Source organism: Paraburkholderia sp. (genome assembly GCF_049581445.1).
GTDB lineage: Bacteria > Pseudomonadota > Gammaproteobacteria > Burkholderiales > Burkholderiaceae > Paraburkholderia.
In genome coordinates, this window is record NZ_JBAURZ010000164.1 from 1 (window position 1) to 22,760 (window position 22,760).

Here is a 22,760-nt window from a genome sequence, read left to right on the forward strand (position 1 = left end):
GTCAAGCACCGCCCGCGTCCCCTCTCCGCGAGGCCGTCCAGCAACATCTCGCCGCACCGGCAACACCCGATCAGCACGAGGAACCGGCCGCGCCGTCATCACAAACCGCGGCAGCGCTCGCCACGCCTGACACCTCCAGCAAGCCTTCAACCTCAACATCGTCCAACGCGCCGCCTTCGCCCACATCAGGCAACACACAAGCACGCTTGCTCTCGCAACCCATGCCCGTGCTACCCGACGATCTGCGCGAACAGGGCTATCAGCTCACGGCCATCGCGCACTTCAGGATTCATGCTGACGGCAGCGTTGAAGTCGAACTGGTCAAGCCCACACAAAATCCACGGCTCAACCAGATCCTGCTGGAGACGCTGCACCGCTGGCGCTTCTTCCCGGCCATGGAAAACGGCCGTCCCGTGGACAGCGACCAGGACGTGCGCGTGCACTTCTCGGTAAGCTGACCAGCAAGGCCGCCGGTGAACTGATGCACGCACACGTACACTCACAAGCGATCACCACCGGGAGGACGCTTCACTAAAGACTAGACCCGAAAATCCGCAGCCATGTCCTCGTCCGTGCGCGCCTCGAGCTCGCCACTGCGACAAGCTTTCAGAAACGCATCGTAGTCGCGCTCCACCTGATCAGCGCAAGCGAACGCGTACTCGGTCAGCGCTTCGGCAAACTGGTCGCCACGGCCAATATAGGCGCCAATCTCGATAGCCTGGCCGCTTGCTTTGGCGTGCGCCCGCGCCATTACCCAGCCGCACAGCTTCGCGTAGCCCAGCAGCAGGTCGTTATCGAACAGTTCAATATTCGCCGACAGCTTCATGTCGCGCAATTGCCGGAAATAGAAATGACGGCCGGACGGTCCCGTCGCCCAGCCGAGGAAAATGTCGCTCGCGGCCTGCAGCACGCGCTGCCCGCGCACCACGCGTTCGCCGTCGTGATGCAAGATCGGCGCCTTGAAATACTGGGCAATCACTGACTGGCGCGCCTCCTTGATCTGCAGAAACAGCGGCTTACCCATGTGATCGGTCATCAGCAGTACGAGGCAACGGGTGCCCACGCTGCCGACACCCACGACCTTGAACACCAGATCCTGCGCCGAAAAATGGCTGAGCAGTTCGCGCCGGTCATGCGAGAGCGTCTTCAGGAATTCGCCGTACATCGGGCCGATGAGCTTGCGCCAGTCACCCATCCTGAACCAGTCGTCCTCGGCCTCGAACAAGCTGTTGGCGCCATGCACGTGAAAGAGCCCTGGCGGCTGGTCGCGCATGACCAGATGATCGCCGACGTGCTCACACATCTTCTCGAGCATGCTTTCGTGCGTCCGGCTGGCGGCTTTCTCCATGGCACGTCGGACGGTTCGACGGCGTTCGGGCGTGAGCGCTGTTTCGGCCATTCGTTCGAACGTGATGCGCTCGTACCAGAGCTCCAGCGCACTGGATTGTGCATACTGCAGCATGCGGTCACGGTATTCGGTCACGGCGGTCATCACGAGATCGCTGGCGACGCCGCGGCTCAGGCGCATGTGCCGCGCGGCGACCACCAGGCTCGCGGTGAGGCGCTTGAGATCCCATTCGAACGGGCCAAGCGCCACTTCGTCGAAATCGTTCAGGTCGAACACGAGTTGCCGTTCAGGCGTGGCGAAGCCGCCGAAGTTCATCAGATGACCGTCGCCGCAGATCGGCATCACAAGGCCAGTGTCAGGTATGCGGCCCAGATCGTGAGCCTGGAGGATCGCGCCGCCGCGAAAAAACGTAAACGGCGATACAGCCATGCGGCCATAGCGCAGCGGCACTAGCTTCTCGACCCGCCCTTCGCTGCTTTGCTTGAGCAGATCGACCGCGTTACGGTGCAATTCACCCAGCACGCGATGACTGGACCGCTTCGAATGCTCACGCGCCGCCCGGCCTCTGGCTTCCCGTTCCGCGATGGTGCTGGCTTTCATGCTCTTCTCCGTTATGGTGACACGCTAGCCGGCGGGTGCAGGCACCGGACGGACGCGCCGATCCCGCCGGCGCTGCGCTGTTTGTTATGTTCTTCGAAGACCGCCTTACTGCCACGCTGGCGAGCGCCATCGCGATGCCGTATTAAATCGTGCGGCGCACGCCTGCGCAAGTGCGCTCGGGCCTCGAAACCCGTAACGCATACCCGCAAAGACACTGCGCCAGGCGCCGGGGTAGAAGATCGCCGTGCTGGCTGTCCGAGCTCCGCGACCGTGCTGATATCGATTACATAGAGCCGGTTGGTCAACATTGGACGCGAGCCCTAACCATCAGGATTGCCAGTTGATGAACCTCGTCATGCGCTTATCACGTTGTCCATTCGGTGAGCGGTCAAAACCGCGCCGGTGGTGAGTTCGACGCGGTGCACCTCTCGACCGGCAGTGCGGCCAGTTGCTCGCGCGCCTCGCCCGCGATGCGATCGAACACCGCTCGCTGCGGAGCGGCCAGCAACGTTGCGACGTTGCGGTTTGTCAGCGGGAGCGGATCGGTGGGCCGGTTGTTCAGGCGCACTTCGAAGTGCAGGTGCGGGCCGGTCGTGACGCCCGTCTGCCCAACCGCGCCCACACGCTGCCCCTGACTCACATGCGCCCCGACCCGCAGCCCGTTGGCGAAGCTTGACAGATGCGCATAGTAGCTCGTGTAGCCCTGCGCGTGCCGCAACACCACGTGCTTGCCGTAACCGCTATCGACGCCGACGAACTGCACGACGCCGTCCGACGCGGCGACAACCGGCGTACCCACAGCGGCCGTGAGGTCCACGCCGGTGTGCAATATACGAACGCCAGTCACAGGATGGATACGATAACCAAACGGCGAGCTGATGCGGGCAAAGTTCAAAGGCATGGCAAAAGGTTCGGCCCTCAGACGCGAGCCGTCGAACGAGTAGTAATCGCCCGTCGAACGTCCCGGTGCGACAAACCAGACCGCACGGTAAGTCTGACCCGCCAACCGGATCTCGACCGAGCTCACGCGGCGCCGCGGTGCCCCGGATTGATCTCGCCCGTCCAGTTCGTAGATCACGCGGTAGCTGTCGCCCGTCCGGGCAGGCGTCGTCGCGTCCAGCCGACTAGCGAAGATACGGTTCACCTGCGCAGCCAGATCCGCTGGCAATCCTGCAGCGGCCAATGCATTGCGCAAGCTGCCTTTGATCTGTCCTGCATAGGATCCGCCGTGGGTATCGGCCAACGTGCCTGGCAAAACGAGCGGCGCTGCATCGGCCAGCGAACCGCCAGCCGCTATCACACGCCGCGCAGACGCACTGGCTCCGACGCCCGTGACCCGTCCTGCCCACTCACTCATTGAGCTGTGAGCGCTCGAAGACTCGCTCGCCGCCGCAGGCGGGACGCAAATGGAAGGGTCGACGCGGCACATCGACACGAGGACCGGCTCCGCGATAGACAGTACTACTGGCGGTCGAGTCTGCAACTCGCTGCGCAGAATGGAGCCGCTTGTACCTGGATCCGAAACGGCATGCATCACAGAGACCAGCGACGGGTCGACAGCATGCAACTGCTCCGGTGTGTGCAGGGAAAAAGGTTGCGCGTTGATCAGGGTCCGCTTCACTGCAAAGCCGCTGGGGACAGCCGTAGTCGTCCCGTTCAACGTCCTCGACGCGGCACCCGACGCGGCCGGTCCGGCCAGCACGACGAACACGCTGCCCAGCGCCAACGCGCTAGCGGCAACGCGCATCTGGGATTTGCGTTTTAACGGAGCCTGACGGCTCGTATCAGTGAAAGTGGCCTGTTCATGCGCGAGGATAGTACGTAGAAATAGCCACATCACGTATAGATCTCGCAGTCGAAACAGAAGGCTGCGGGGCATCAACGATGGTACTTGGACGCTTGGCAGCGAAACGGAGCAGATGCACTTGCGATCTTGTTGAAAGATCAAGGCATCTAACCGCGTAGCCCGGCAACAGGAGACCTTAGTGTACTGACGGTGACATGACACATATATAGGACAAGTTCTAACTTTGACGTGCTGTTCGTGCCCTGCACACCTGATCCTGCGATCTGATCGCCGTCCGACCATAAACAATCCTGAATGCTTTATGGCATAAACTTTAACTATCCTCAATCGTACCCACCCCCTATCCTCAAAACCGTGGCCCTGAGTCTGTGTCGCCGGGCAAGCGGTTTTCATTGTTATAGGGTGAGCACCATGAAGATCTGTATCTTCGGAGCGGGCGCGATTGGCGGCCTGTTGGGCGTACAGCTCGCGCGAGCGGGCGCCGACGTGAGTTTCGTCGCGCGCGGCGCGCATCTGGCCGCAATGCGCGAACACGGCGCGCGTTTGCTGATGGACGGCGAATCGTACAGCGCACCAGTGCGCTGTACCTCGGACCCACGCGAACTCGGCGTGCAGGATTATGTGATCGTGACGCTCAAGGCGCACTCGCTGCCAGGCGTCGTCGATTCGATGCAGCCCCTGCTTGGCAGACACACCGCCATCGTGACGGGCGTCAACGGCATTCCCTACTGGTACTTCTATCAGCACGGCGGCAAATTCGCGGGCACGCGCCTGTCGAGCATCGATCCCGATGGCTCGCAGTGGACCCGCTTCGGTCCCGAACGGGCCATAGGATGCGTGCTCTACCCCGCTGCGGAGATTGTCGAGCCGGGCGTGATCAAACACGTGTACGGCAAAAAATTTCCCATCGGCGAGCCGAGCGGTGAGCGCACGCCGCGCATCCAGCAACTTCACGAGATCATGCAGGCAGCGGGTTTCGAAGCACCGGTGCGCGACAATATCCGCGACGAAATCTGGCTCAAGCTGTGGGGTAACTTATGCTTCAACCCGATTAGCGCCCTGACGCATGCAACGCTCGACGTGCTGACCAGCGATCCGGGAACGCGTGGCGTCTCGCGCACGATGATGCTTGAAGCGAAGCGTATTGCCGATCAGTTCGGTGTCCATTTTCGCGTCGATGTCGAGAAGCGTATCGATGGCGCCGGCGCAGTCGGCGCGCACAAGACTTCGACCCTCGTCGACCTGGAAAACCGCCGTCCGATGGAAATCGATCCCTTGCTGACCGTAGTCCAGGAAATGGGGCGTCTGGTGGGCGAACCAACGCCAGCCATCGATGTGGTGCTCGCGCTGGTGAAACTGCGCGAACGCATGGCGCTCCAAGGCGCATGAGCTCGGCGGTGGTTTGCTGGCTTCGCTACGACTGAGCAACGTGGAGATCGGGCCGTGTCGGCCCGGTCGTCATCTCCAGCGCCGCCTCTGTCGCCGCGAATTGTGCCCAAGCCGCAGCGGCGTTTGGCCTGAGCGAACGTTGACGGCGTCGCACCAGCATGGCCATGAGCTTCACCTCAGGCAACAACGGCCGCGCAACGAGCCGTGCCGAAGCCGACATCCCGTGAATATCTCCTGGCAAGACGCCCACTCCAAGTCCTAACTCAACCATCCGCAGCACAGCGGCTGGATGACTCAACTCCTGCACGGCGCGCGAGCGCACGCCATGCGCACTCAATGCACGTTCGACCGCTGCGCGACCACCCGCCTCCGCATTGAGGATCACGAGCGGCTGATCGTTGAGGGCTTCCCAGCGTAAGACGGGAACAGCCGCCAGCGGATGATCCACGGGCAGCACAGCACGCAACGCAGTGGTGAAAACCACTTGCGCGTGCAACGAATCGGTCAAAGGGACGTGTGCGTCCAGCACCACACCGAAATCGACTTCACCATGCTCGATGCTCGCCAACACCGCAGCGTGCGGCTGATCCCGAACGGAGACATTCAGATCGGGAAAGGCAGCGTCGCAACGTGCAAGCCCACCCGGCACCCAACTGGATGACAGCACCGGCGTGCTCGCCAACACGACCATACCGGTATGCCCCTCATAGGCGACGCGCTCTTCACGCAAGGTCAGATCGATTTCGTCGAGAAGCCGGGTAATGCGGCGCTCGAGACTCGTCCCGGCGGTTGTCAGTTCTACCTGGCGTGTGGTGCGATCGAACAGTTTCAGTTCGAGTGCATCTTCGAGCTCGCGCACGCAGCGGCTTACCGCCGACTGCGTCAGATCGAACTCGCGCGCGGCACGCGTAAAACTGCGCTCGCGCGCGACAGCAACGAACACCTTGAGTTGATGCAACGAGACATTCATCGCCAGATCCTGCGCCCTCTATTCACCTGTCTGCTCCGGCCAGTGACTGATCCGCGAGGGACCGTTCGCGTTGATCGCCGCGGGCTGATTGTGTGCGCCGATCCAGCGCGAGCGCATCGGCGCGAGAATAAACTTCGCGGAGACGGCAGCGGCGATGGTCACGACCGCCGAGACGATAAACACCAGATTCCAGCCGCCCGTGGCAGACAGCACCGAGGCAAGCGGCACCAGTAACGAAGCTGTGCCCTTTGCGGTGTACAGCGTGCCAGCGTTGGCGGCAGCATATTTGCTGCCGAACGTGTCGGCGCAAATCGCGGGGAAGATCGAGAAGATCTCGCCCCAGAACAGGAAGATCAACGCGGCGAAGGTCATGAACGCATACGGGTTGCTACCGTATTGCATCAGTCCAAGTAACGCCAGCCCCTCGCCGATAAAGATGATGAACATCGTGTTTTCGCGGCCGATCTTGTCGGAGACGAAACCGCATAGCGGGCGGGTAAAGCCGTTGCAGATATTGTCGATCGACAGGGTCGCCGTCAATAGCGGCAAGGTCATGCCGAAGATGGTCATGGGAATGCGCGCAAGCCCCCAGTCTTTTGCAATCGGGCCGATCTGCGCGGTCGCCATCAGACCGCCTGCGGCCACCGCCACGAAACAGACATAGATCACCCAGAACACAGGCGTCTTGATCATTTGCGCTGGTGTGTAATCGACCTTGGTCATGGCTAACTTCCGGTTCGGGATCGCCGCCGGACGCGGAGCGGGCTTCTTCAGGAACATCGCCAGTCCAAGCATGCCTACACCCTGCACGATGCCGAACACGAAGAAGGCTTGCTCATAACCCGAACGTACAATCATGCCGGCAATTGGAATGACCGTGACCGCCGCACCCGCGCCGAAGCCGGCGGCGGTGAGTCCTGCCGCGAGGCCACGCCGGTCGGGGAACCACTTCAGCGCATTGCCCACGCAAGTGCCATATACGCAACCCGCGCCGACGCCCGCGATGACCGCCGCGATATAGAGTTGCGACAAGGACGTCGCATAGGAATCGAGCACCCACGCAAGACCCGCGCAGATTGCGCCGCCCGCCACAACAGGTCGTGGTCCAAACTTGTCGACGAGCCAGCCTTCAATCGGCACCAACCAGGTTTCAGTCAGTATGAAGATTGAAAACGCGAGCTGGATGGAGGCTTCGCCCCAATGGTGTTTGGTATTCATTGGCGTCACGAACAGCGTCCACGCGTATTGCAGGTTTGCCACCAGCGCCATGCACACCATACCGATGATGAGCTGGCACCAGCGATTCGCGCCAGCGGCACGCGCCGATGCTTGCTGAGTGATCTCGTCCATGCGCCTCGTCTCCGCCGTTTGTATTGAACAGCCGGCCTTTACGCCGCGTCCGTATGCGTCCCGCCTTTTTGTTGCGACCTGAACGCCCTTGTCGTCGTTTTTATGTGCGCCGCGTTACCGCGCCGTGATCCGTCCGCGATCCACTTCTTACAGATTGCATACTAGGGTGATTGCTGAATTAGGAATAATTAAAGTTTGTTATTATTTTGATTCACGATCGTTTATACATCGGCCATGACGATGAGAAACGCGACCCTTCGCCAACTGAAAGTCTTCGAGACGGTTGCGCGCCATCTGAGTTTTTCGCGCGCGGCCGAAGAACTGCATCTGACACAACCCGCCGTCTCCACCCAGGTGCGCCAGCTTGAAGAACACGCCGGCCTGCCCCTCTTCGAACAACTCGGCAAGAAAATCTATCTGACACCCGCCGGCACCGAGATGCTTCACTACAGCCGCACGATCATCCAGCAGTTCCACGAAGTGGACGAAGCGATGAGTCAACTCAAGGGCGTCTCCGGCGGCAAGCTCAATGTCGCGGTGATTAGCGCCGGCGACTATTTCTTTCCACGTGTTCTCGCCGAATTCACGCGGCGCTATTCGGGCGTCACACTCAATCTCGCCGTGCACAACCGTGAGGAACTGTTGCACCAGCTAACCAGCAACCAGACCGATCTCGCGGTGATGGTGCGCCCGCCCAGCGAAATGGACACGACCAACGAGGTGTTTGCGCCGCATCCGTACGTGATCGTAGCGGCGCCGAACCATCCGCTTGCCCGCAAGCGCAACATCAAGATGAACCAACTGGCGAACGAAGCCTTCATCGTTCGCGAGCGTGGCTCGGATACCTGGAATTCGATGGAAGAAGGCTTCGCCGGGCGGCTCGCCAACCTCAAGATCGCGATGGAGATCAAGAGCACAGAAACTATCAAGCAGGCTGTGATTGCCGGGATGGGTATCGCTTTCCTGTCTGCACACACCATCAGCCTGGAATTGCAGGTAGGCAACCTTGCCGTACTGGACGTCGAAGGTTTTCCGCTGATGCTCAACTGGTACGTCGTGCATCGCAAGAATAAGCGCCTTCCCCCGGTTGCCGTCGCCTTCAAGCGCTTCCTGATGGAGGAAGGCGCGGATCTGATCGAGAAAATCACCCGCGTCAGAGAGTTGAGCGTCCATAAGCTTTAATCTATGGATTTCCAATAAAACTTTAACTATTGTTAATCGATCGCCGGTCCTATTCTTGAGTCGAGCCCACTCACTCATTTGCGTAGGAGTCCGATCATGAATCACGCTTCGCTTGCCCCGCATGTCAGCGCGCGCCCTGTCCGCGTTGCCCCGGCCACTCCAGACGACGCTCATCTGAGCGCCTACAATGCTGCCTTTAGCGACCTTGGCCTGCGGTTTCGCTGGGACCGTCACACGCTCGACGCGCTTAACGAATTCAAAAGCGAAGTCGCGCGCATCACTGCCTACATCGAGCGCCACCACGCGCACCTTCACAGGGCTTACGATGCCGAGTTTCTTGCGCAGCTCATCCTGCACAAGAAGACTCAATACTTCTGCGAATTCGCGCCGTTAGGCGCTTCTGGCAGCGAAGCTTGATGCCCTCCTTACGACCCGGCAAAGTGCTTCTTGTCGGGTCTTCTTCGTTTGATCGCTTCGACTCAAAGCGCGGCGCGCGCTGACAGACGCGCCATCCTCTCCCTTTGCAGCACACGGCCACGGCCGCGATAGCGCCACGCGACACCCTCGCGCATGCTGCGGCCCGGACGCCAGGCACCGCTGCGACGAACGGTCAACGAGGCGTCGAACCAAGTGGCAAATGCAGGGTCCTGTTTAACGTCCGCCAGCGACCACAATTGTGCGAAGTCATCGTCAAGCAAGGCCTGCAATTGCTCGTCGGGCCACTCGATACATTCGTGCAAAGCACAGCCGGGCGGCACGCCACAGCGCCTTTGCGAGCGTTGGCCTTGTGGTCCGCCGCATCCCGCACGCGGACGATTCCCTGCGGCGTTCATCGTGACGTGCGCCCCCAATGCGGCGGCAAGCACGCTCATCGCTAGCAACACTGCCACGCCGAACCGCAGCGCGTGCTCGGTCACGAAGCCATAACCAAGCCAGATGCAGAGCACGAACGCCGTCAGGTTGACTACTCCAGCGCCCGGATGCACGGCGGCCCGCACGTCCAGCACACCCCGTAACCTGAACCACGCAACTGCCGACGCGGCGAAAATCGAGGCGCCGATAAACACAGCGACGTAAAGCTCGACGCGCTCAATGTCCGCATAGACCGTGGACGCCAGAAACCGCGCAAAGCCCGTGCATATGGCAGCGCATCCCACTGCACCGCCTAACAGCGCCATGAGACGCGGCCTACGGGTGAGGTCGCGCCTGCGCACGAGACGCGTGCCGAGCACCGCGCCGGCGATCGCGGCCGCTATCACCTGCGCCGCCGCACCCGCGCCAGCTGCAAGTAGTGCCGTGAGCGTCGCAGTGACCAGCATCTCACGCCAAGGTCCGCTACCGCCCGCGTTGCCCACCGCGTTTCCCATGGTATCCAGCGGCCGGGACATCATCGTCAACTGGGCGACGCCGACCAGTACAGCCGCAAGCATCACGGCAAGCAGAAAACTTCCTCCTAACCATACGGCGTCACCTGCTACGTCCGGCATTTCCACTCCTTCACGAGTGCAGTCCTACATGCTCACAGATTCGCTCAGATCGCACCGGCCGCGCGCAATGCGCTGATCTGCTGCTCCGAATAACCGAGCTCCGTCATGACCTCGTCGGTATGTTCACCCAGCAGAGGCGAACGCTTGACCTCGGTCGGGCTGTCCGACAGTTTGATAGGATTGCCAACCGTCAGATATTTGCCACGAACCGGATGATCCACTTCGACAATGGTGCCGGTCTTGCGCAGTGACGGCTCCTCGGCGATTTCTTTCATCGAGAGAATCGGCCCGCACGGAATATCGTATTTGTTAAACGTCTCCATTGCCTCAAACTTGGTACGCGTCATCGTCCAGCGTTCGATTTCAGCGAAGATCTCTTGCAAATGCGGCAGTCGGGCAGCGGGTGTAGCGTAGTCCGGATGGGTCGCCCATTCTTCCTTGCCGACCACATTGCAGATCTTCTTCCACACGGGCGCCTGGGCGATGAAGTAGATGTATGCATTGGGGTCCGCCTCCCAGCCCTTGCACTTCAGGATCCAGCCAGGCTGGCCGCCGCCAGATGCGTTGCCCGCACGCGGGACGGCTTCGCCAAATGTGCCGTTTGGATACTGCGGATATTCCTTCATCACGCCAGTGCGCTCAAGGCGCTGCTGATCACGCAGCTTGACCCGGCACAGGTTCAGCACACCGTCCTGCATCGCTGCGAGCACCTTTTGGCCACGCCCGGTTTGCGTACGCTGATAGAGCGCGGTGACGATGCCGAGTGCGAGATGCAGGCCCGTGCCACTGTCGCCAATCTGCGCGCCGGTCACCACCGGCGGACCGTCGTCGAAGCCCGTCGTCGAGGCCGCACCGCCCACACATTGAGCGACGTTCTCGTAGACCTTGCAGTCTTCATAGGGACCGGGACCGAAACCCTTGACCGAAGCCACGATCATCCGCGGATTGAGTTCCTGGATGCGCTCCCATGTGAAACCCATGCGGTCAAGCGCGCCGGGTGCGAAGTTTTCCACCAGCACATCGCAGGTCTGAATCAATGCTTCCAGGACCAGTTTGCCCTCAGGGTGCTTCGCATCCAGCGTGAGCGAGCGCTTGTTGTGATTGAGCATCGTGAAGTAAAGGCTGTCGGCGTCGGGGACATCGCGCAACTGCTCACGCGTCACGTCACCGGCGCCCGCGCGCTCCACCTTGATCACGTCCGCACCGAACCACGCCAGCAATTGCGTGCAAGTCGGACCCGATTGCACGTGCGTGAAATCGAGGATGCGCACACCGTCGAGTGCCCTGCCCATGTCACGTCTCCTTGAGTCCGCGTGTCTTCGTTTTGGATGGCTTACCTGGCGCCTGGCGCAAAGCTCTGATCGATACGGTATGTGATATATCACATTCAGGCAAGTCGGAATTTAATCTCCTTGAGCTCCGCTGACTTGGCCCGAAAGCCACAACGGGTGGGGCTTTCGCGGGCAAATTGCGTCAACGCGGGCTCATGGAACAAGGGAAAACACCGACCATCGCGAGCGCTCATCGGTTGAAGTGCGGCGGCGTGATGTGGTTAGCGCAACGCGCCATGCAAAAAGGGCTCGTGGCGTTGACGCCACGAGCCCTTCCGTTTTCCTCATTCAGCCAATCGGGCGCACACGAGGCCCTTCAAGCCGCAATCAACGCACGTTCAATCCAGAAAGTCGCAATTGGCTTCGACGAACGCAGCCAGATCCAGCGAATGCTGCCGCGTGAGCCGTTCGGCCAGTTCAGTGTCGCGCTGCTCGAGCGCCTCAATGATGCGCAAGTGATCGACGATCGAGCGCGATGCACGGTCGCTCTGCGAGATGGTCATGCGTCGGATGGCCCGCACATGAATAAAGATGTTCTTGATCGTATCGAGGATGATCTGCGACTTCGACAACTCGACGATGGCCTGATGGAACGCAATGTTCGCGTCGGAGTATTCGGCGATGTGTTCCGCCGGCGTCGAATCCTGGAAATTGTCGAACATATGACGCAGCCGGGCGATTTCCTCATCCGTGGCGTGCAGCGTGGCAAGGCGCGCCGCCATGCTTTCGAGCGCCGCCCACATCTGGATCATCTCGACAATCTCACGCTTGCTCTTGCGCACGATATAGATACCGCGGCGCGGCACCATGCGCAGAAAGCCTTCCTGTTCGAGCAGCGTCATGGCTTCGCGAACGGGCGTGCGGCTCACGCCCAGCGACTCGCTCAGCACGCGCTCATCCAGACGGATCTCTTCGCGCGACTCGTAAATATCCGCATCCGCGATGGCCTGGCGCAGCATCGCATAGGCCTGATCGCGCAAGCTCGCGCTCGCGCCGATCGGTTGCAACGTCAATGTCAAAGGTGTAGCCATGCTTCAGTTTGAAGTTCTGACGACATTCATCGCCTCTTGTTGAACCTTCGCACCCATGCGACCGCCGTAAGGCGCCGCCGGGACAGCCGGACCGCCACCCTCTTCGCCCAGCCCGGCAAAGCGGCCGTGTTGTTCAGCCAGTTCGGCAACCGGCTGGGGAATCCAGCGAGTCAACAGGACTGTAGCGGCTGAACCTAAACCCACGACAGCCACAGCGAGCAGGGCAAGAGAAGCAAAATCCATTTGAAGCTCCGAATGATCGAGGTATCAGATAGCTCAATCATATGCTGCATTGCCGCAAAAATCAATATTTTGTATTTGGTATATCAAGAGCTGTGCTTTTTCTCTTGAGATTGTTCTTGCGGCATGGCTTTCGACGCGCTTTCATGCTCGTCCGAAGGAAAAATAGCCATATCACGCACTAAGAACCAGAGCGTATCACTGGCAGATCGACTGCCGCCAGATCGGACGTAAAGAAAGCGGGGCACGCTTCGCTATGCGTCGCTGTCGCTTGGTGTAAACGCTGAAAACGCGCGCTATCCGCGCACTTCCGTGCGCCAATCGCGCAATTGGCATCAAACGCGGATTGTTAAAGCTCCTCCACCTCACTATTCTGCGGACATGTTGCAGCGGATCTCGCGCGCCAGGCGGTCATTGGACCCCGGCAGTCACCGCGAAGCAAGTCTGCGATCCAGAGATAGAGGAGACACGTTATGACCACCGCAGTTTCGGCATCCGCGCACATCAACTCAGGAACGAACGCAAGCAGGGCACGTAAGGCCGCCTTGGGCAGCTTTGTCGGCGCCGTCGTCGACTGGTACGACTTCCTGCTATACGGCATCGTCGCCGCGCTCGTTTTCAATACTCAGTTTTTTCCGCAAGTCAGTGCGTCGATGGGTACGCTCGCAGCCTTCGCGACCTTTGGCGTCGGCTTCCTGTTTCGTCCACTCGGCGGCTTCATCTTCGGCCACTACGGCGACCGGCTTGGCCGTAAGCGCATGCTGGTGCTGACGGTGATGATGATGGGTCTGTCCACCGCGGCGATCGGCTTGCTGCCCGCCTTCGCACGCATTGGCTGGTGGGCGCCGGTACTACTGGTGACGCTGCGCGCCATTCAGGGCTTCGCGGTCGGTGGCGAATGGGGCGGCGCAGCCTTGATGGCCTGCGAAAGCGCGCCCGAGAAAAAGAAGGCTTTCTATAGCAGCGGCGTGCAGGTCGGATACGGCGTCGGGCTGATTCTTTCCACGGGCCTGGTGTCGATCATCAGCCACTCGATGGATAACGCCACTTTCCTCGCCTGGGGCTGGCGGTTGCCGTTCCTGTTTAGCGTGGTGCTTGTGCTGATCGCACTGTGGATTCGCTCGAGCATGCAAGAGTCGAAGGAGTTCGTCGAGAAGGTCGTCGAAAAAGGCGAGCGACGCGCCCGGCTGCCGATCGTCGAAGCCCTGTTGCAAAACCCTAAGGCGTTTCTGCTGATCATCGCCTTGCGCCTCGCGGAACTGTTCACCATGTATATCGTGACCGCCTTCGCGCTCAACTATTCGACCGCGAATCTCGGCATGCCGCGTTCGTTCTTCCTTAACATCGGCTTGCTGGTCGGCGTGCTGAGCTGCGTGACGATTCCCTGCTTCGCCTGGCTTGCTGACCGTTATGGGCGCCGTAACGTGTACATGATCGGTGCGGTGATCGGCATGTTGAGCGCGTTGCCTTTCTTCCTTGCGCTGGATGCTCGTTCGACGGTATGGATCGTGTTCTTCGCGGTGATGCTAGCCAACGTCGCCCACGACATGATCGTGAGCGTGCAACAGCCGATGTTCACCGAGTTGTTCGGCACCGAGTTCCGTTACAGCGGCGCAGGCGTTGGTTATCAGGTGGCGAGCGTGGTGGGTGGCGGCTTTACGCCGTTCATCGCGGTTGGGCTGGTGAGCCTCGCGGGTGGTTCGTGGCATCCGGTGGCTGCTTATCTCGGCGTGGGCTGTCTGATTTCGCTGCTCGTGGCTGCCCGCATGAAGACGGGACGCGCGGCGTGAACTGCCTTCAGTGCTTGCCTCGCGTAATGAAGCGCCTGGACTCGCCAGGCGGCAAGAGTTGAATCATGACGATCTACGTTGCCGCCAGGTGACTGCTGTTTGCGTTTAAAGTTTAACGCTTAGCAACTGGCGCACTCAGCACAGAGCGCTAAACACCTGATGCTAAGCTAAAACCCGAATGCCGCCTTTGTGCGGCATTTTTTCATTCGCATGCTTGAACCGCATTGGTACGTTTCCTCTAACGACCGCGATGCTGCGAAAACAACGTAATCGCTAAAGCCCTTAAGGCCGCTACCTAGGCGTGTAGACGCCGATTCCGCCACATCGCAATCGCCGTACCCATGACCACTTTTCCTCCTACGCGCCCGCGCCGGGAGATCAGGTGAACACCTTATGCATTTGCATCTCATATTGCGAATGCATTCCATGCACCCTATCGTCTCAATGGCCCCATGTTAGTCACGTTGGATCTCATGTCTTATGAAATCCAAAAACATATATTGCGTGACGCGGAGCAGCATGCCGAATTGCACGGTCGGGGATCAAGCCGTGGCATGTCAGCGCCGATAACAGACAAGAACCCTGATAGGAGACCGATCATGAGCAGTATCTCCGGGCCGCGCGGCAATACTGCCGCCGCTCCCTTCTTTTCCAAACAGGCCACTGTCGCAGGGCCGGGTTTCTCACGCTGGATGGTACCGCCGGCGGCGCTCGCCGTGCATCTGTGTATCGGCCAGGCGTACGCATTCTCGGTGTTCAACGGGCCGCTGACGAAAGTGATCGGCATCACCCAATCGGCGCCGGACGACTGGTCGCTCACGACGCTCGGCTGGATCTTCTCGCTGGCAATCGTGTGCCTCGGACTGTCGGCGGCGTTTGCGGGCAAGTGGCTCGAACGCGTCGGTCCGCGCCGCACCATGTTCACCGCTGCGTGCTGTTTCGGCGGCGGCTTTCTCATCTCCGCGCTCGGCGTGGCGACCCATCAGATCGTATTGCTCTACCTCGGCTATGGCGTGATTGGCGGCATTGGCCTCGGGCTTGGCTATGTGTCGCCGGTCTCTACGCTAATCCGCTGGTTCCCCGACCGTCGCGGCATGGCAACCGGCATGGCGATCATGGGATTCGGTGGCGGCGCAATGATTGCCGCACCGCTCTCCGTCGCACTGATGAATCACTTCCGCAGCGCGACCAGCAACGGCGTGGCGGAAACTTTCGTGGTGCTGGGCATCGCCTACTTCATCTCAATGTCGATCGGCGCGCTCGCGATTCGCGTGCCGCCTCCTGACTGGAAGCCCGCTGGCTGGACGCCGCCCGAGACCAGCCAGAACAAGATGATCACGCGCAATCACGTGCACATCGATCAGGCGCTGAAAACGCCGCAGTTCTATCTGATCTGGCTTGTCCTGTTCCTGAACGTGACGGCCGGCATCGGCATTCTCGGCCAGGCGTCGGTGATGATTCAGGAGAGCTTCAAGAACACCGTTACCGCGGCAACCGCGGCCGGCTTTGTCGGGTTGCTGTCGCTCTTCAACATGGGCGGACGCTTTGTGTGGGCCTCGGCATCGGACTGGATCGGCCGGAAGAACACCTACTTCATTTTCTTCACGCTCGGCGCCGTGCTGTACTACCTGGTGCCGGGCTTCGCCGCGTCTGGCCAGATAGCCCTGTTCGTGCTGGCCTATTGCGTGATCCTGTCCATGTACGGCGGCGGCTTCTCTACGGTGCCGGCGTATCTGGCGGACATGTTCGGCACCGCCTTCGTGGGGGGCATTCATGGGCGCCTGCTGACCGCATGGGCGGCAGCCGGTGTAGCCGGCCCGGCGCTGGTGAACTACATCCGCGCCTATGAGGTCGCACACGGCGTCGCCAAGGCCGACGCGTACACAATGACCGTGCACATCATGACGGTCCTGCTGGTTATCGGCTTCGTCTGCAATCTTCTGGTCAAACGTGTGGACGACAAACATCACATGACCGCTGCACAACTCAATAGCGGTCAATAAGGAGTCCAACATGAGCACGACTCAAACTGCGCGGTCCACCTCTCCCGCCAAACTCGCGGTGTTCTGGCTGTATGTCCTGATTCCGCTTGCATGGGGTGTCGTCAATACCCTGATGCAGGCGATGAAGCTGTTTAGCTAGGCATCGCGACGTGTTCTACGGCACGTCGTAGAACCGCTGACGGGCAAGGCTGGGGCTTATCCAAGACCAGCCGCCCAACGAACAAGGCCCCACGCTGAAACCAGCGTGGGGCCTTGTTCGTTGAAGCAACCGTGTGTTTACTCCGGGCCTCGCAACTCCAGCGGAAACGTGATCTCGAACGTCGTGCCCTCGCCTTCATGCGAATCGAAACGAATCTGCCCGTCCAGCACCCGGGTCAGCTCACGGACGATCGCGAGCCCGAGACCCGCGCCCGGAACGTCCTCCTCGGTCGCGCGCTCGAATTCCCTGAACACCCGCTCCCGATCCGACGCCCCGATGCCCACGCCGGTATCCGACACGCGCAGGAGCCACTCGCTGTCGCCGCGCTTCGTCATGCTCAGTTCGACTTCGCCGACCTTGGTGTATTTCGCCGCATTGGTCAGCAGATTCAGTGCGACCTGCTTGAGCTTGAGCCGGTTCGACACGACCGTGCCGATACCCGCATCGAGCGTATGTAACAACCGCAAGCCCTTCGCTTCGATAGTGGGAGTGCAAGACGCCACCAGTTCGTCGAACAGCTCGCGCAGATCAAAGCGCTCAAGCACCACCTGATTGGTGTCGCCGAGCACGACCGAGTACTCGACCAGTTCGTCCACCAGCGCCTTCATGTCGGAGGCCTGCCGGTTGGCAAGCGCAAGCGCGGTCTCGACCTTGGCGGGTGCACGCGCCATCAACTGCAGCGCCATCGCAAAGACATTGAGAAAATTGCGCAGGTCATGCACGACACTGCGGGTGATCTGCATGCGTGACTCGTACAGATCGCCGACCAGGCGCTGCTTGAGCGTCAACTCGTGATTCGCGCGCTCAAGACGCCCCGTGTAGTCGTCAATTTTACGGTCGCGCTCGGTGACCACTTCGCGAATCGAGGTCAGCGTCACGAAACTCACGGCCTCGTCGATAAAGTGCCGCGCTCGCTCCTCATGACGCCGCGAGAACCACGGGCGCGATTCGCTGAACTCGACGATCTGGCCAGCCAGCATCTGACGGAACAGGTCGAGCTCGCGCACCAGTTCGTCGATCCGGTAGCCTTGCCGCCAGCGCAGCTTGCCGTGCTTGCGCGCGTTACGTTCGATGGCCGGCTCAACCGAGTCGAAATCCTGGTCTTCGAGCGCACTGCAGATCTCTTCGAGGATATTCGGAACGTGATCCGACAGCTGCTCGTAAGTCAGCCGATCTGCTTCAGTCAGTTCGGCGTCGTGAAACACCGCCTTCATCCAGCGCTCGGTCAAAGTGACCTGATTGCCCCGCAGGTGATTGGCAAAGGCGCGCAGCGGTCGTGCTTGCGTATCGGGCATGGGTGGTTGGGGCCTGCCGCCACGAATGTGATAAGTGAACACGCGCCCGAACCCGCACGAGCGCGCTAGCGGATCTGCTCCGCCAGCGTATCACGGGTGGCCCCGCGTTCGCCCAACCTCGCGCGCGACAGATTCGTTACCTCAGATGATTCGGGCACGCTTCAGGCGGTTCCCGCTGAAGAGGCTTTGCGGATCAGATCTGCTCGAACAGCACGTCTTGTGCGCCTTCCCACAGTACCTTGACGCCGAGCTCGCGCAACCGTTCCTTGCCTTCCACCACGGTCAGGAAGTGATTGCCAGCCAGTTGCCCCATCTTGCTCGCGAAGCAGCACGACCCGTAGGCGAGGATGATCTCCGTTTCGCTGTAGCCGCCCGGATAGAACAGAATGTCCCCCACCGATGGATGGCTCGTATGGTTTTCAAAGCCCACGGCCTTGCCGTCGTTTTCCAGCTTGAACTCGCCTAATGGCACCCAGCAGCCCTCGCCGCTCCAGCGCACATGTATCAGCTTCTGGCGATACGGCAGGAGCTTCAGGAAAGCGGCCACCGTTTGCGGTGCATCGGGATGGGTTTCGGCGATGAATTCGTGGCCGCATGAAGTGATGCGAAGTCGGGTCATTGTTGTCAGTCCGCTTTGTCAGGTTGAACGGGATGGTCGGCCGATCGCTATTCTTCCGGCACATAAGCCCTGCCGACAGATACAGTTCAGGCGCCACCGGTCAGGACAGTTTATGCCCGTGCCACGCCATCAGCGTCCAAGGAACGCGGGAGCGATGTCGACGAAGATGATTTTGATGATCGTCATGCCGGGGAAAATCATCGCGTAGCCGATGTGCGGTTCGTCAGTGGGCGCGAGTTTGTTGGCATACGCCAGAATGGCCGGATTGTCGCAGGCCCCGGCCACGATGCCCGCTACCTGATCGAACGACATGCGGCACACGAACAGCCCCAGCAGAATGATCGGCACTGACAGCGCGAGCAGGATCACCGCGCCGAGGCCGAGCATTTCCAGGCCCGTCTGCGACCGTCGCGGCAAACCTCGGGCCGGATGCCATGCCGACCTGGGCGAGAAACAGCGTCAGCCCGAGATTGCGCAGAACAAGATTGGCCGACAGCGGGACGGTCCAGTTCAAACCGCCGGTGCGACGCAGTTTTCCGAAAATCAGCGCGACGATCAGCACACCTGATAACCCCAGGCCGATCTTGCCCACACCCGGCAGCGGGATACTGACCGCGCCGAGCAGAAAAGCCGAGCGCCATGCCGAGGCCAATGGAGATGTAGCTGAACTCGGCGGTGCCCTTGATCGAGTTGCCGAAGAACGTGCGCAAGGCGCCGAAATCTGCCGGATTGGCCAGCAGGCCGACGCGATCGCCGTACTCGAGAATGAGACCCGGACGTGCCAGTAGATCGGCATCGCCGCGTCGCACATGCACGACCACCGCGATGTGCGTGCCGGGAAGCACGAGCGCGATGAGATTTGCGCGCCGACCATACGCACTGCTAAAGCCAAGAAAGAACTGCTTTCCGTACTGCGCACCCACCGCATACAGAAACAGCGAGAGGCCCAGAGTGCCGACCATCGGCGCGGGCGCCGACTTCGGCGCAAACCAGCCTGTTGCCAGCGCAACGAACAGAACGGCCCCGACACCGAGCGAAAATCCCTTGAGGTTGATTTCCCCCACCACGTAGCCGATCGCAATCGTGAGGAACAGCGCGAACATGGGCTGTTCCTCAAGCAACGTCTTGACGAACTCCATGATGCCCCCTCGGATGGATTTATTGCTTAGGCCGCGTTTCGCGTTGGCCGTTGCGTCGCATTCCGCGCCACGCCATCGCGCGTCACACGAGGGCCTTGCCGGGCCGGGCCTTCTTCCAGTGCGCAAAGGGCGCGGCCACCGCAGTCTCGGCGGACTCGTGACTATGCGATGCGTCGACGATTGAATAACCCGAAATATCCAGTTCGCAAGCCGCAGCCACCGCGCGGATCTTCTGCTCGGGACCAACGAGGATCGGAATCAGCAAGCCCTGCCGTGCCGCATCCACGGCACCACGCAGCGAACTCTCGTCGCACGGATGAACCACTGCGCATGGCATCGGCTCAAGTTCCTGGCAGCTTGCGATCAGGCGCGGATACTTCTCGTGCTTCGCTTCGATCGTCCTCGGCTCCTGCCGGGCTTCGCGGGTTTGCATATCCTGCTTCGCCCGTGCTGAACCACGCTGCCGGGCGACCTCGTCAGCAAGTGACCCGATAACTTTAGTATCTCCCATCAGGGTTTTCAATGAGTGACGGTGAGGCGCGCGCTCATTGAGAGCGGGAATACGAACCGGGCATACAGCGCCGTCATGCGCCGTATGCCCATCTCGTCTCATCTCGCTGACATCAAAGGACGACTGACGCGCTACCGCTGGTCGACGACCGTCGTGTTGTAGGTCTTGCCGCCAATCACGACGTTGTTCAGCGTAATGCCGTTGACGTTGTACGCGTAAATCGGCCCCGGCGTGGTGGATGTTGCGGTGCCATTGTTGACTGGCGTGCCGAGGTTGCAGTTTGAGATCGTGACACCCGTGATTGCGGGAATCGTCGGTGTCGGTGCGGGTCCGTTGTAATCGAAGCCCACCGGCCCCTGCGCGACGATGGCCTGGAAGCACGAAGCGGTCGTGCCGTCCAGCGTCACGTCGGTCACCTGCACGTTGGTGATATTCACGTTCTGCACGACCGGTGGGTTTTCGCGCACCGCGTCGCCGGCCGGATCATAGTCGCAATCGAAGGTTATCAGTCCGCCCTGCGAAGCGGACGGGTTTCCCGCGTTCGCCGAGGCGACGCCCAGCGGCACTGTGCTGTTGATTGGACTGCCGGCAAGCAGCGAACTGCCGTACCCCCCGCCTGTGAGGTTGACGCCATTGGGCAACGTGACTGTATCGACATAGAAGTTCTTCACGAAGCCACCACGATTCATATTCGTTTTGATTCGAATCGCAATGTTGAGCGGATTGGTTGCCCAGTTCTGGTTAAGCATCTGCAAGTTGCGCGCATAGACGTTCTGCACGCCGCCGCTCATCTCGCTACCGAGCGTGATACCACCGTGTCCGCTATTCATTGTGCAGTTCTGGACCACGATGTTCTGCGAAGGACCGTATTCCGTATCGAGTGCCTTGCCTGACTTGATCGCAATGCAGTCATCGCCCGTGTTAAACGTGACGGTATCGCACAGCACGTTGCTGCAGGCGTCGGGGTCGAAACCGTCGTTGTTCGGTCCGATGCTGTCTGCCATCACGCCTCGAATGACCACGTTCGTGCAATCGGTCGGGTGATGCTGCCAGAACGGCGTGTTGTTGGTGTGGTAGTTCTCCATCAACACGTTGGTGCAGCCAATGAACTCGACCATGCAGGGTCGCAGGTAGTGTCCAAGACCAAAGATACGCTTCGCAACCGGCACCCCCGCCTCGGACAGCGCGGGCAAGTAGTTCTGGTCCTGCTGCCAGGGCGTCGTCGGGCTGGTCAGCAGCGCGTACAACGAGTCGGAGATACCGGGCGCGACGGTCTTCAGATCCACGTTGTTCGGATTCGCGTAGGCCTGCGATGGCGTCGACGACCCTGCGCAGCCATACTCGCCCTTGGAGCCCTTGTAGGTCCACCAGCAGGTACTCGTGTTGCCGCTGCCGGCGAACGGCGTCATTGCCTGGCCGTTCAGCACCGAGGTCGTGTCTTCGCCCGTGATCGCAATCTTGTTCTGGTTGTGGGCATAAACTGGCGCACCGAAATTCAGACAATCGTTCGCCTGCCAGCGGCTATAAAACAGGTTGCCGTTCGCTCCGCAGTTGACCGGCCCGTCCTTGGCGTAGTCCGCTGGATTCGGGCTGAAGTAGATCGTGCAGTTGGCGCTCAGGTGAAAATTGACGTTGCTCAGGAGCACGATAGGCCCCGCGCAATACCAGTTGCCCGACGGCACCACCACCCGGCCACCGCCCGCCGCATTGCATGCCTGAATGGCGGCGAGGAACGCCGGCCGCGAATCGAACGCGCCTGCGGCGTTGGTCTGATTCGCGCCTGGGCTCGTGGGAGATGTTGTGCCCGTATAAGGATTCGTTGCGGCAATCACGGAGCATTGCTGGGCCCCGTAACTGGTGACGGTGAAGTCCACGCCCGGAAACATGGACTGCGTAATGCCTGCCAGCGAGTTGATGATCTGGGTGGCAGCGCCGACTGTCCCCCAGATTGGGTCCAGGGCCCCTGGCGGGCTGTCCACGTTGCCACCGCAGCCCGGCAAGGTGCCGAGGAGTGTCGCTCCTGCAGACGCACCCGCAAACACCATAAACGCGCGGCGACTGGGTGAGCCCGGTCCGCTGTAGTCATGCGCGCCCTGCTCCCTACGTTGACCGGTCTTTTTCTTGCCTGATTCCACGATGCCTCCTGATGTTTTTCTCGTAGTACTGAGCGTTGCTCAAGCCCGGCGGTCGGGGGAGAGATGTCGTCAAGGGGATGGCCATTCGAACCTCAAACATCTCGCCAACGCCGCAGGGTCCGAATTATTGTTGTTATACAACGCAATAGATGTCAAGCGATATAAGAGGCCACTAGCAGCGCGACCTGTCCCGCTGCGAAGCCGACTGAAAGCATGACAAATTCACACGCAGTGCTTAAAACAAGACGGTTTGTCATTTCATCCCGCTGAATCAGCGCCTAGCCGGTCTGCGAGGGCACCCATTATTGCCAGGGAAAATCCCAACCTAAAGGTT

The 22,760-nt window shown here is 60.5% G+C and carries 19 protein-coding genes and 1 pseudogene; 7 read left to right on the forward strand and 13 right to left on the reverse strand.

Annotated elements, in window-relative coordinates; translation table 11 throughout:
• Positions 1 to 458, forward strand: a 458-nt coding sequence (locus WCA85_RS14995; RefSeq protein WP_424065122.1) for an energy transducer TonB, incomplete at its 5' end; no start/stop codon positions are given.
• Positions 459 to 538: 80 nt separating this feature from the next.
• On the opposite strand, the gene WCA85_RS15000 is transcribed toward WCA85_RS14995, so the two are convergent.
• Together WCA85_RS15000 and WCA85_RS15005 are read right to left on the reverse strand one after the other, a co-directional pair.
• Positions 539 to 1,948, reverse strand: a complete 1,410-nt coding sequence (locus WCA85_RS15000) for a DUF2252 domain-containing protein (RefSeq protein ID WP_424065124.1) — start codon at positions 1,946 to 1,948, stop codon at positions 539 to 541.
• Positions 1,949 to 2,336: 388 nt separating this feature from the next.
• Positions 2,337 to 3,695, reverse strand: coding sequence for a M23 family metallopeptidase (locus tag WCA85_RS15005; protein WP_424065126.1), 1,359 nt, complete (start codon positions 3,693 to 3,695; stop codon positions 2,337 to 2,339).
• Between the two features lie 471 nt (positions 3,696 to 4,166).
• Between WCA85_RS15005 and WCA85_RS15010 the strand changes: the two genes are divergently transcribed.
• Positions 4,167 to 5,144 carry a 2-dehydropantoate 2-reductase gene (locus WCA85_RS15010; protein ID WP_424065127.1) on the forward strand — a complete coding sequence of 326 codons (978 nt, stop codon included), beginning with the start codon at positions 4,167 to 4,169 and terminating at the stop codon, positions 5,142 to 5,144.
• 25 nt (positions 5,145 to 5,169) lie between these two features.
• On the opposite strand, the gene WCA85_RS15015 is transcribed toward WCA85_RS15010, so the two are convergent.
• Together WCA85_RS15015 and oxlT are read right to left on the reverse strand one after the other, a co-directional pair.
• Complete coding sequence (locus WCA85_RS15015; RefSeq protein WP_424065129.1) at positions 5,170 to 6,114, reverse strand: LysR family transcriptional regulator; 945 nt, start codon at positions 6,112 to 6,114, stop codon at positions 5,170 to 5,172.
• Between the two features lie 18 nt (positions 6,115 to 6,132).
• Positions 6,133 to 7,464, reverse strand: a complete 1,332-nt coding sequence (gene oxlT / locus WCA85_RS15020; protein ID WP_424065130.1) for an oxalate/formate MFS antiporter — start codon at positions 7,462 to 7,464, stop codon at positions 6,133 to 6,135.
• A 234-nt stretch (positions 7,465 to 7,698) separates the two neighbouring features.
• Here oxlT and WCA85_RS15025 point away from each other — a divergent pair, with 234 nt between their 5' ends.
• Together WCA85_RS15025 and WCA85_RS15030 are read left to right on the forward strand one after the other, a co-directional pair.
• On the forward strand, positions 7,699 to 8,646 hold the full coding sequence (locus WCA85_RS15025; protein WP_424065132.1) for a LysR substrate-binding domain-containing protein: 948 nt from the start codon (positions 7,699 to 7,701) through the stop codon (positions 8,644 to 8,646).
• 96 nt (positions 8,647 to 8,742) lie between these two features.
• The gene (locus tag WCA85_RS15030) at positions 8,743 to 9,063 is read left to right on the forward strand and encodes a hypothetical protein (protein WP_424065134.1); all 321 of its coding nucleotides are present in this window, start codon (positions 8,743 to 8,745) and stop codon (positions 9,061 to 9,063) included.
• A gap of 62 nt (positions 9,064 to 9,125) precedes the next feature.
• Here the strand turns inward: WCA85_RS15030 and WCA85_RS15035 are convergent, their stop codons facing one another.
• The 4 genes from WCA85_RS15035 to WCA85_RS15050 all read right to left on the reverse strand — a co-directional run bounded on the left by WCA85_RS15035 (position 9,126) and on the right by WCA85_RS15050 (position 12,738).
• Positions 9,126 to 10,133: an NAD(P)(+) transhydrogenase (Re/Si-specific) subunit beta gene (locus WCA85_RS15035; protein ID WP_424065136.1), complete on the reverse strand. Its 1,008-nt coding sequence runs from the start codon at positions 10,131 to 10,133 to the stop codon at positions 9,126 to 9,128.
• A 44-nt stretch (positions 10,134 to 10,177) separates the two neighbouring features.
• A complete protein-coding gene (gene frc, locus WCA85_RS15040; protein ID WP_424065138.1) occupies positions 10,178 to 11,425 on the reverse strand; it encodes a formyl-CoA transferase in 1,248 nt (415 codons plus the stop codon).
• 377 nt (positions 11,426 to 11,802) lie between these two features.
• Positions 11,803 to 12,495: a GntR family transcriptional regulator gene (locus tag WCA85_RS15045; RefSeq protein ID WP_424065140.1), complete on the reverse strand. Its 693-nt coding sequence runs from the start codon at positions 12,493 to 12,495 to the stop codon at positions 11,803 to 11,805.
• Between the two features lie 3 nt (positions 12,496 to 12,498).
• On the reverse strand, positions 12,499 to 12,738 hold the full coding sequence (locus WCA85_RS15050; protein ID WP_424065141.1) for a hypothetical protein: 240 nt from the start codon (positions 12,736 to 12,738) through the stop codon (positions 12,499 to 12,501).
• Between the two features lie 470 nt (positions 12,739 to 13,208).
• On the opposite strand from WCA85_RS15050, the gene shiA reads away from it, so the two are divergent.
• The 3 genes from shiA to WCA85_RS15065 all read left to right on the forward strand — a co-directional run bounded on the left by shiA (position 13,209) and on the right by WCA85_RS15065 (position 16,667).
• Positions 13,209 to 14,525, forward strand: a complete 1,317-nt coding sequence (gene shiA, locus WCA85_RS15055) for a shikimate transporter (protein ID WP_424065143.1) — start codon at positions 13,209 to 13,211, stop codon at positions 14,523 to 14,525.
• A 599-nt stretch (positions 14,526 to 15,124) separates the two neighbouring features.
• Positions 15,125 to 16,528 carry an L-lactate MFS transporter gene (locus WCA85_RS15060; RefSeq protein ID WP_424065145.1) on the forward strand — a complete coding sequence of 468 codons (1,404 nt, stop codon included), beginning with the start codon at positions 15,125 to 15,127 and terminating at the stop codon, positions 16,526 to 16,528.
• 10 nt (positions 16,529 to 16,538) lie between these two features.
• Positions 16,539 to 16,667, forward strand: coding sequence for an MFS transporter small subunit (locus WCA85_RS15065; RefSeq protein ID WP_424065146.1), 129 nt, complete (start codon positions 16,539 to 16,541; stop codon positions 16,665 to 16,667).
• A gap of 137 nt (positions 16,668 to 16,804) precedes the next feature.
• On the opposite strand, the gene WCA85_RS15070 is transcribed toward WCA85_RS15065, so the two are convergent.
• From WCA85_RS15070 to WCA85_RS15090, 5 genes and pseudogenes are all read right to left on the reverse strand, one after another.
• Positions 16,805 to 18,022, reverse strand: a complete 1,218-nt coding sequence (locus WCA85_RS15070; protein WP_424065147.1) for a sensor histidine kinase — start codon at positions 18,020 to 18,022, stop codon at positions 16,805 to 16,807.
• Between the two features lie 193 nt (positions 18,023 to 18,215).
• The gene (locus WCA85_RS15075; RefSeq protein ID WP_424065149.1) at positions 18,216 to 18,641 is read right to left on the reverse strand and encodes a DUF3830 family protein; all 426 of its coding nucleotides are present in this window, start codon (positions 18,639 to 18,641) and stop codon (positions 18,216 to 18,218) included.
• 129 nt (positions 18,642 to 18,770) lie between these two features.
• Positions 18,771 to 19,780: pseudogene (locus WCA85_RS15080) on the reverse strand (hypothetical protein).
• A gap of 82 nt (positions 19,781 to 19,862) precedes the next feature.
• Entirely contained in the window at positions 19,863 to 20,213 is a 351-nt protein-coding gene (locus WCA85_RS15085; protein ID WP_424065151.1) for a hypothetical protein, read from the reverse strand.
• 209 nt (positions 20,214 to 20,422) lie between these two features.
• The gene (locus WCA85_RS15090) at positions 20,423 to 22,336 is read right to left on the reverse strand and encodes a glycoside hydrolase family 28 protein (protein ID WP_424065171.1); all 1,914 of its coding nucleotides are present in this window, start codon (positions 22,334 to 22,336) and stop codon (positions 20,423 to 20,425) included.
• Positions 22,337 to 22,760 lie beyond the last annotated feature (424 nt).

Bases quoted from the DNA above. Each gene is read 5' to 3' on its own strand.
- WCA85_RS15000 (WP_424065124.1), bottom strand. From the start codon at position 1,948: ATGAAAGCCAGCACCATCGCGGAACGGGAAGCCAGAGGCCGGGCGGCG.
- WCA85_RS15005 (WP_424065126.1), bottom strand. From the start codon at position 3,695: ATGCGCGTTGCCGCTAGCGCGTTGGCGCTGGGCAGCGTGTTCGTCGTG.
- WCA85_RS15010 (WP_424065127.1), top strand. From the start codon at position 4,167: ATGAAGATCTGTATCTTCGGAGCGGGCGCGATTGGCGGCCTGTTGGGC.
- WCA85_RS15015 (WP_424065129.1), bottom strand. From the start codon at position 6,114: ATGAATGTCTCGTTGCATCAACTCAAGGTGTTCGTTGCTGTCGCGCGC.
- oxlT (WP_424065130.1), bottom strand. From the start codon at position 7,464: ATGGACGAGATCACTCAGCAAGCATCGGCGCGTGCCGCTGGCGCGAAT.
- WCA85_RS15025 (WP_424065132.1), top strand. From the start codon at position 7,699: ATGACGATGAGAAACGCGACCCTTCGCCAACTGAAAGTCTTCGAGACG.
- WCA85_RS15030 (WP_424065134.1), top strand. From the start codon at position 8,743: ATGAATCACGCTTCGCTTGCCCCGCATGTCAGCGCGCGCCCTGTCCGC.
- WCA85_RS15035 (WP_424065136.1), bottom strand. From the start codon at position 10,133: ATGCCGGACGTAGCAGGTGACGCCGTATGGTTAGGAGGAAGTTTTCTG.
- frc (WP_424065138.1), bottom strand. From the start codon at position 11,425: ATGGGCAGGGCACTCGACGGTGTGCGCATCCTCGATTTCACGCACGTG.
- WCA85_RS15045 (WP_424065140.1), bottom strand. From the start codon at position 12,495: ATGGCTACACCTTTGACATTGACGTTGCAACCGATCGGCGCGAGCGCG.
- WCA85_RS15050 (WP_424065141.1), bottom strand. From the start codon at position 12,738: ATGGATTTTGCTTCTCTTGCCCTGCTCGCTGTGGCTGTCGTGGGTTTA.
- shiA (WP_424065143.1), top strand. From the start codon at position 13,209: ATGACCACCGCAGTTTCGGCATCCGCGCACATCAACTCAGGAACGAAC.
- WCA85_RS15060 (WP_424065145.1), top strand. From the start codon at position 15,125: ATGAGCAGTATCTCCGGGCCGCGCGGCAATACTGCCGCCGCTCCCTTC.
- WCA85_RS15065 (WP_424065146.1), top strand. From the start codon at position 16,539: ATGAGCACGACTCAAACTGCGCGGTCCACCTCTCCCGCCAAACTCGCG.
- WCA85_RS15070 (WP_424065147.1), bottom strand. From the start codon at position 18,022: ATGCCCGATACGCAAGCACGACCGCTGCGCGCCTTTGCCAATCACCTG.
- WCA85_RS15075 (WP_424065149.1), bottom strand. From the start codon at position 18,641: ATGACCCGACTTCGCATCACTTCATGCGGCCACGAATTCATCGCCGAA.
- WCA85_RS15085 (WP_424065151.1), bottom strand. From the start codon at position 20,213: ATGCAAACCCGCGAAGCCCGGCAGGAGCCGAGGACGATCGAAGCGAAG.
- WCA85_RS15090 (WP_424065171.1), bottom strand. From the start codon at position 22,336: ATGGTGTTTGCGGGTGCGTCTGCAGGAGCGACACTCCTCGGCACCTTG.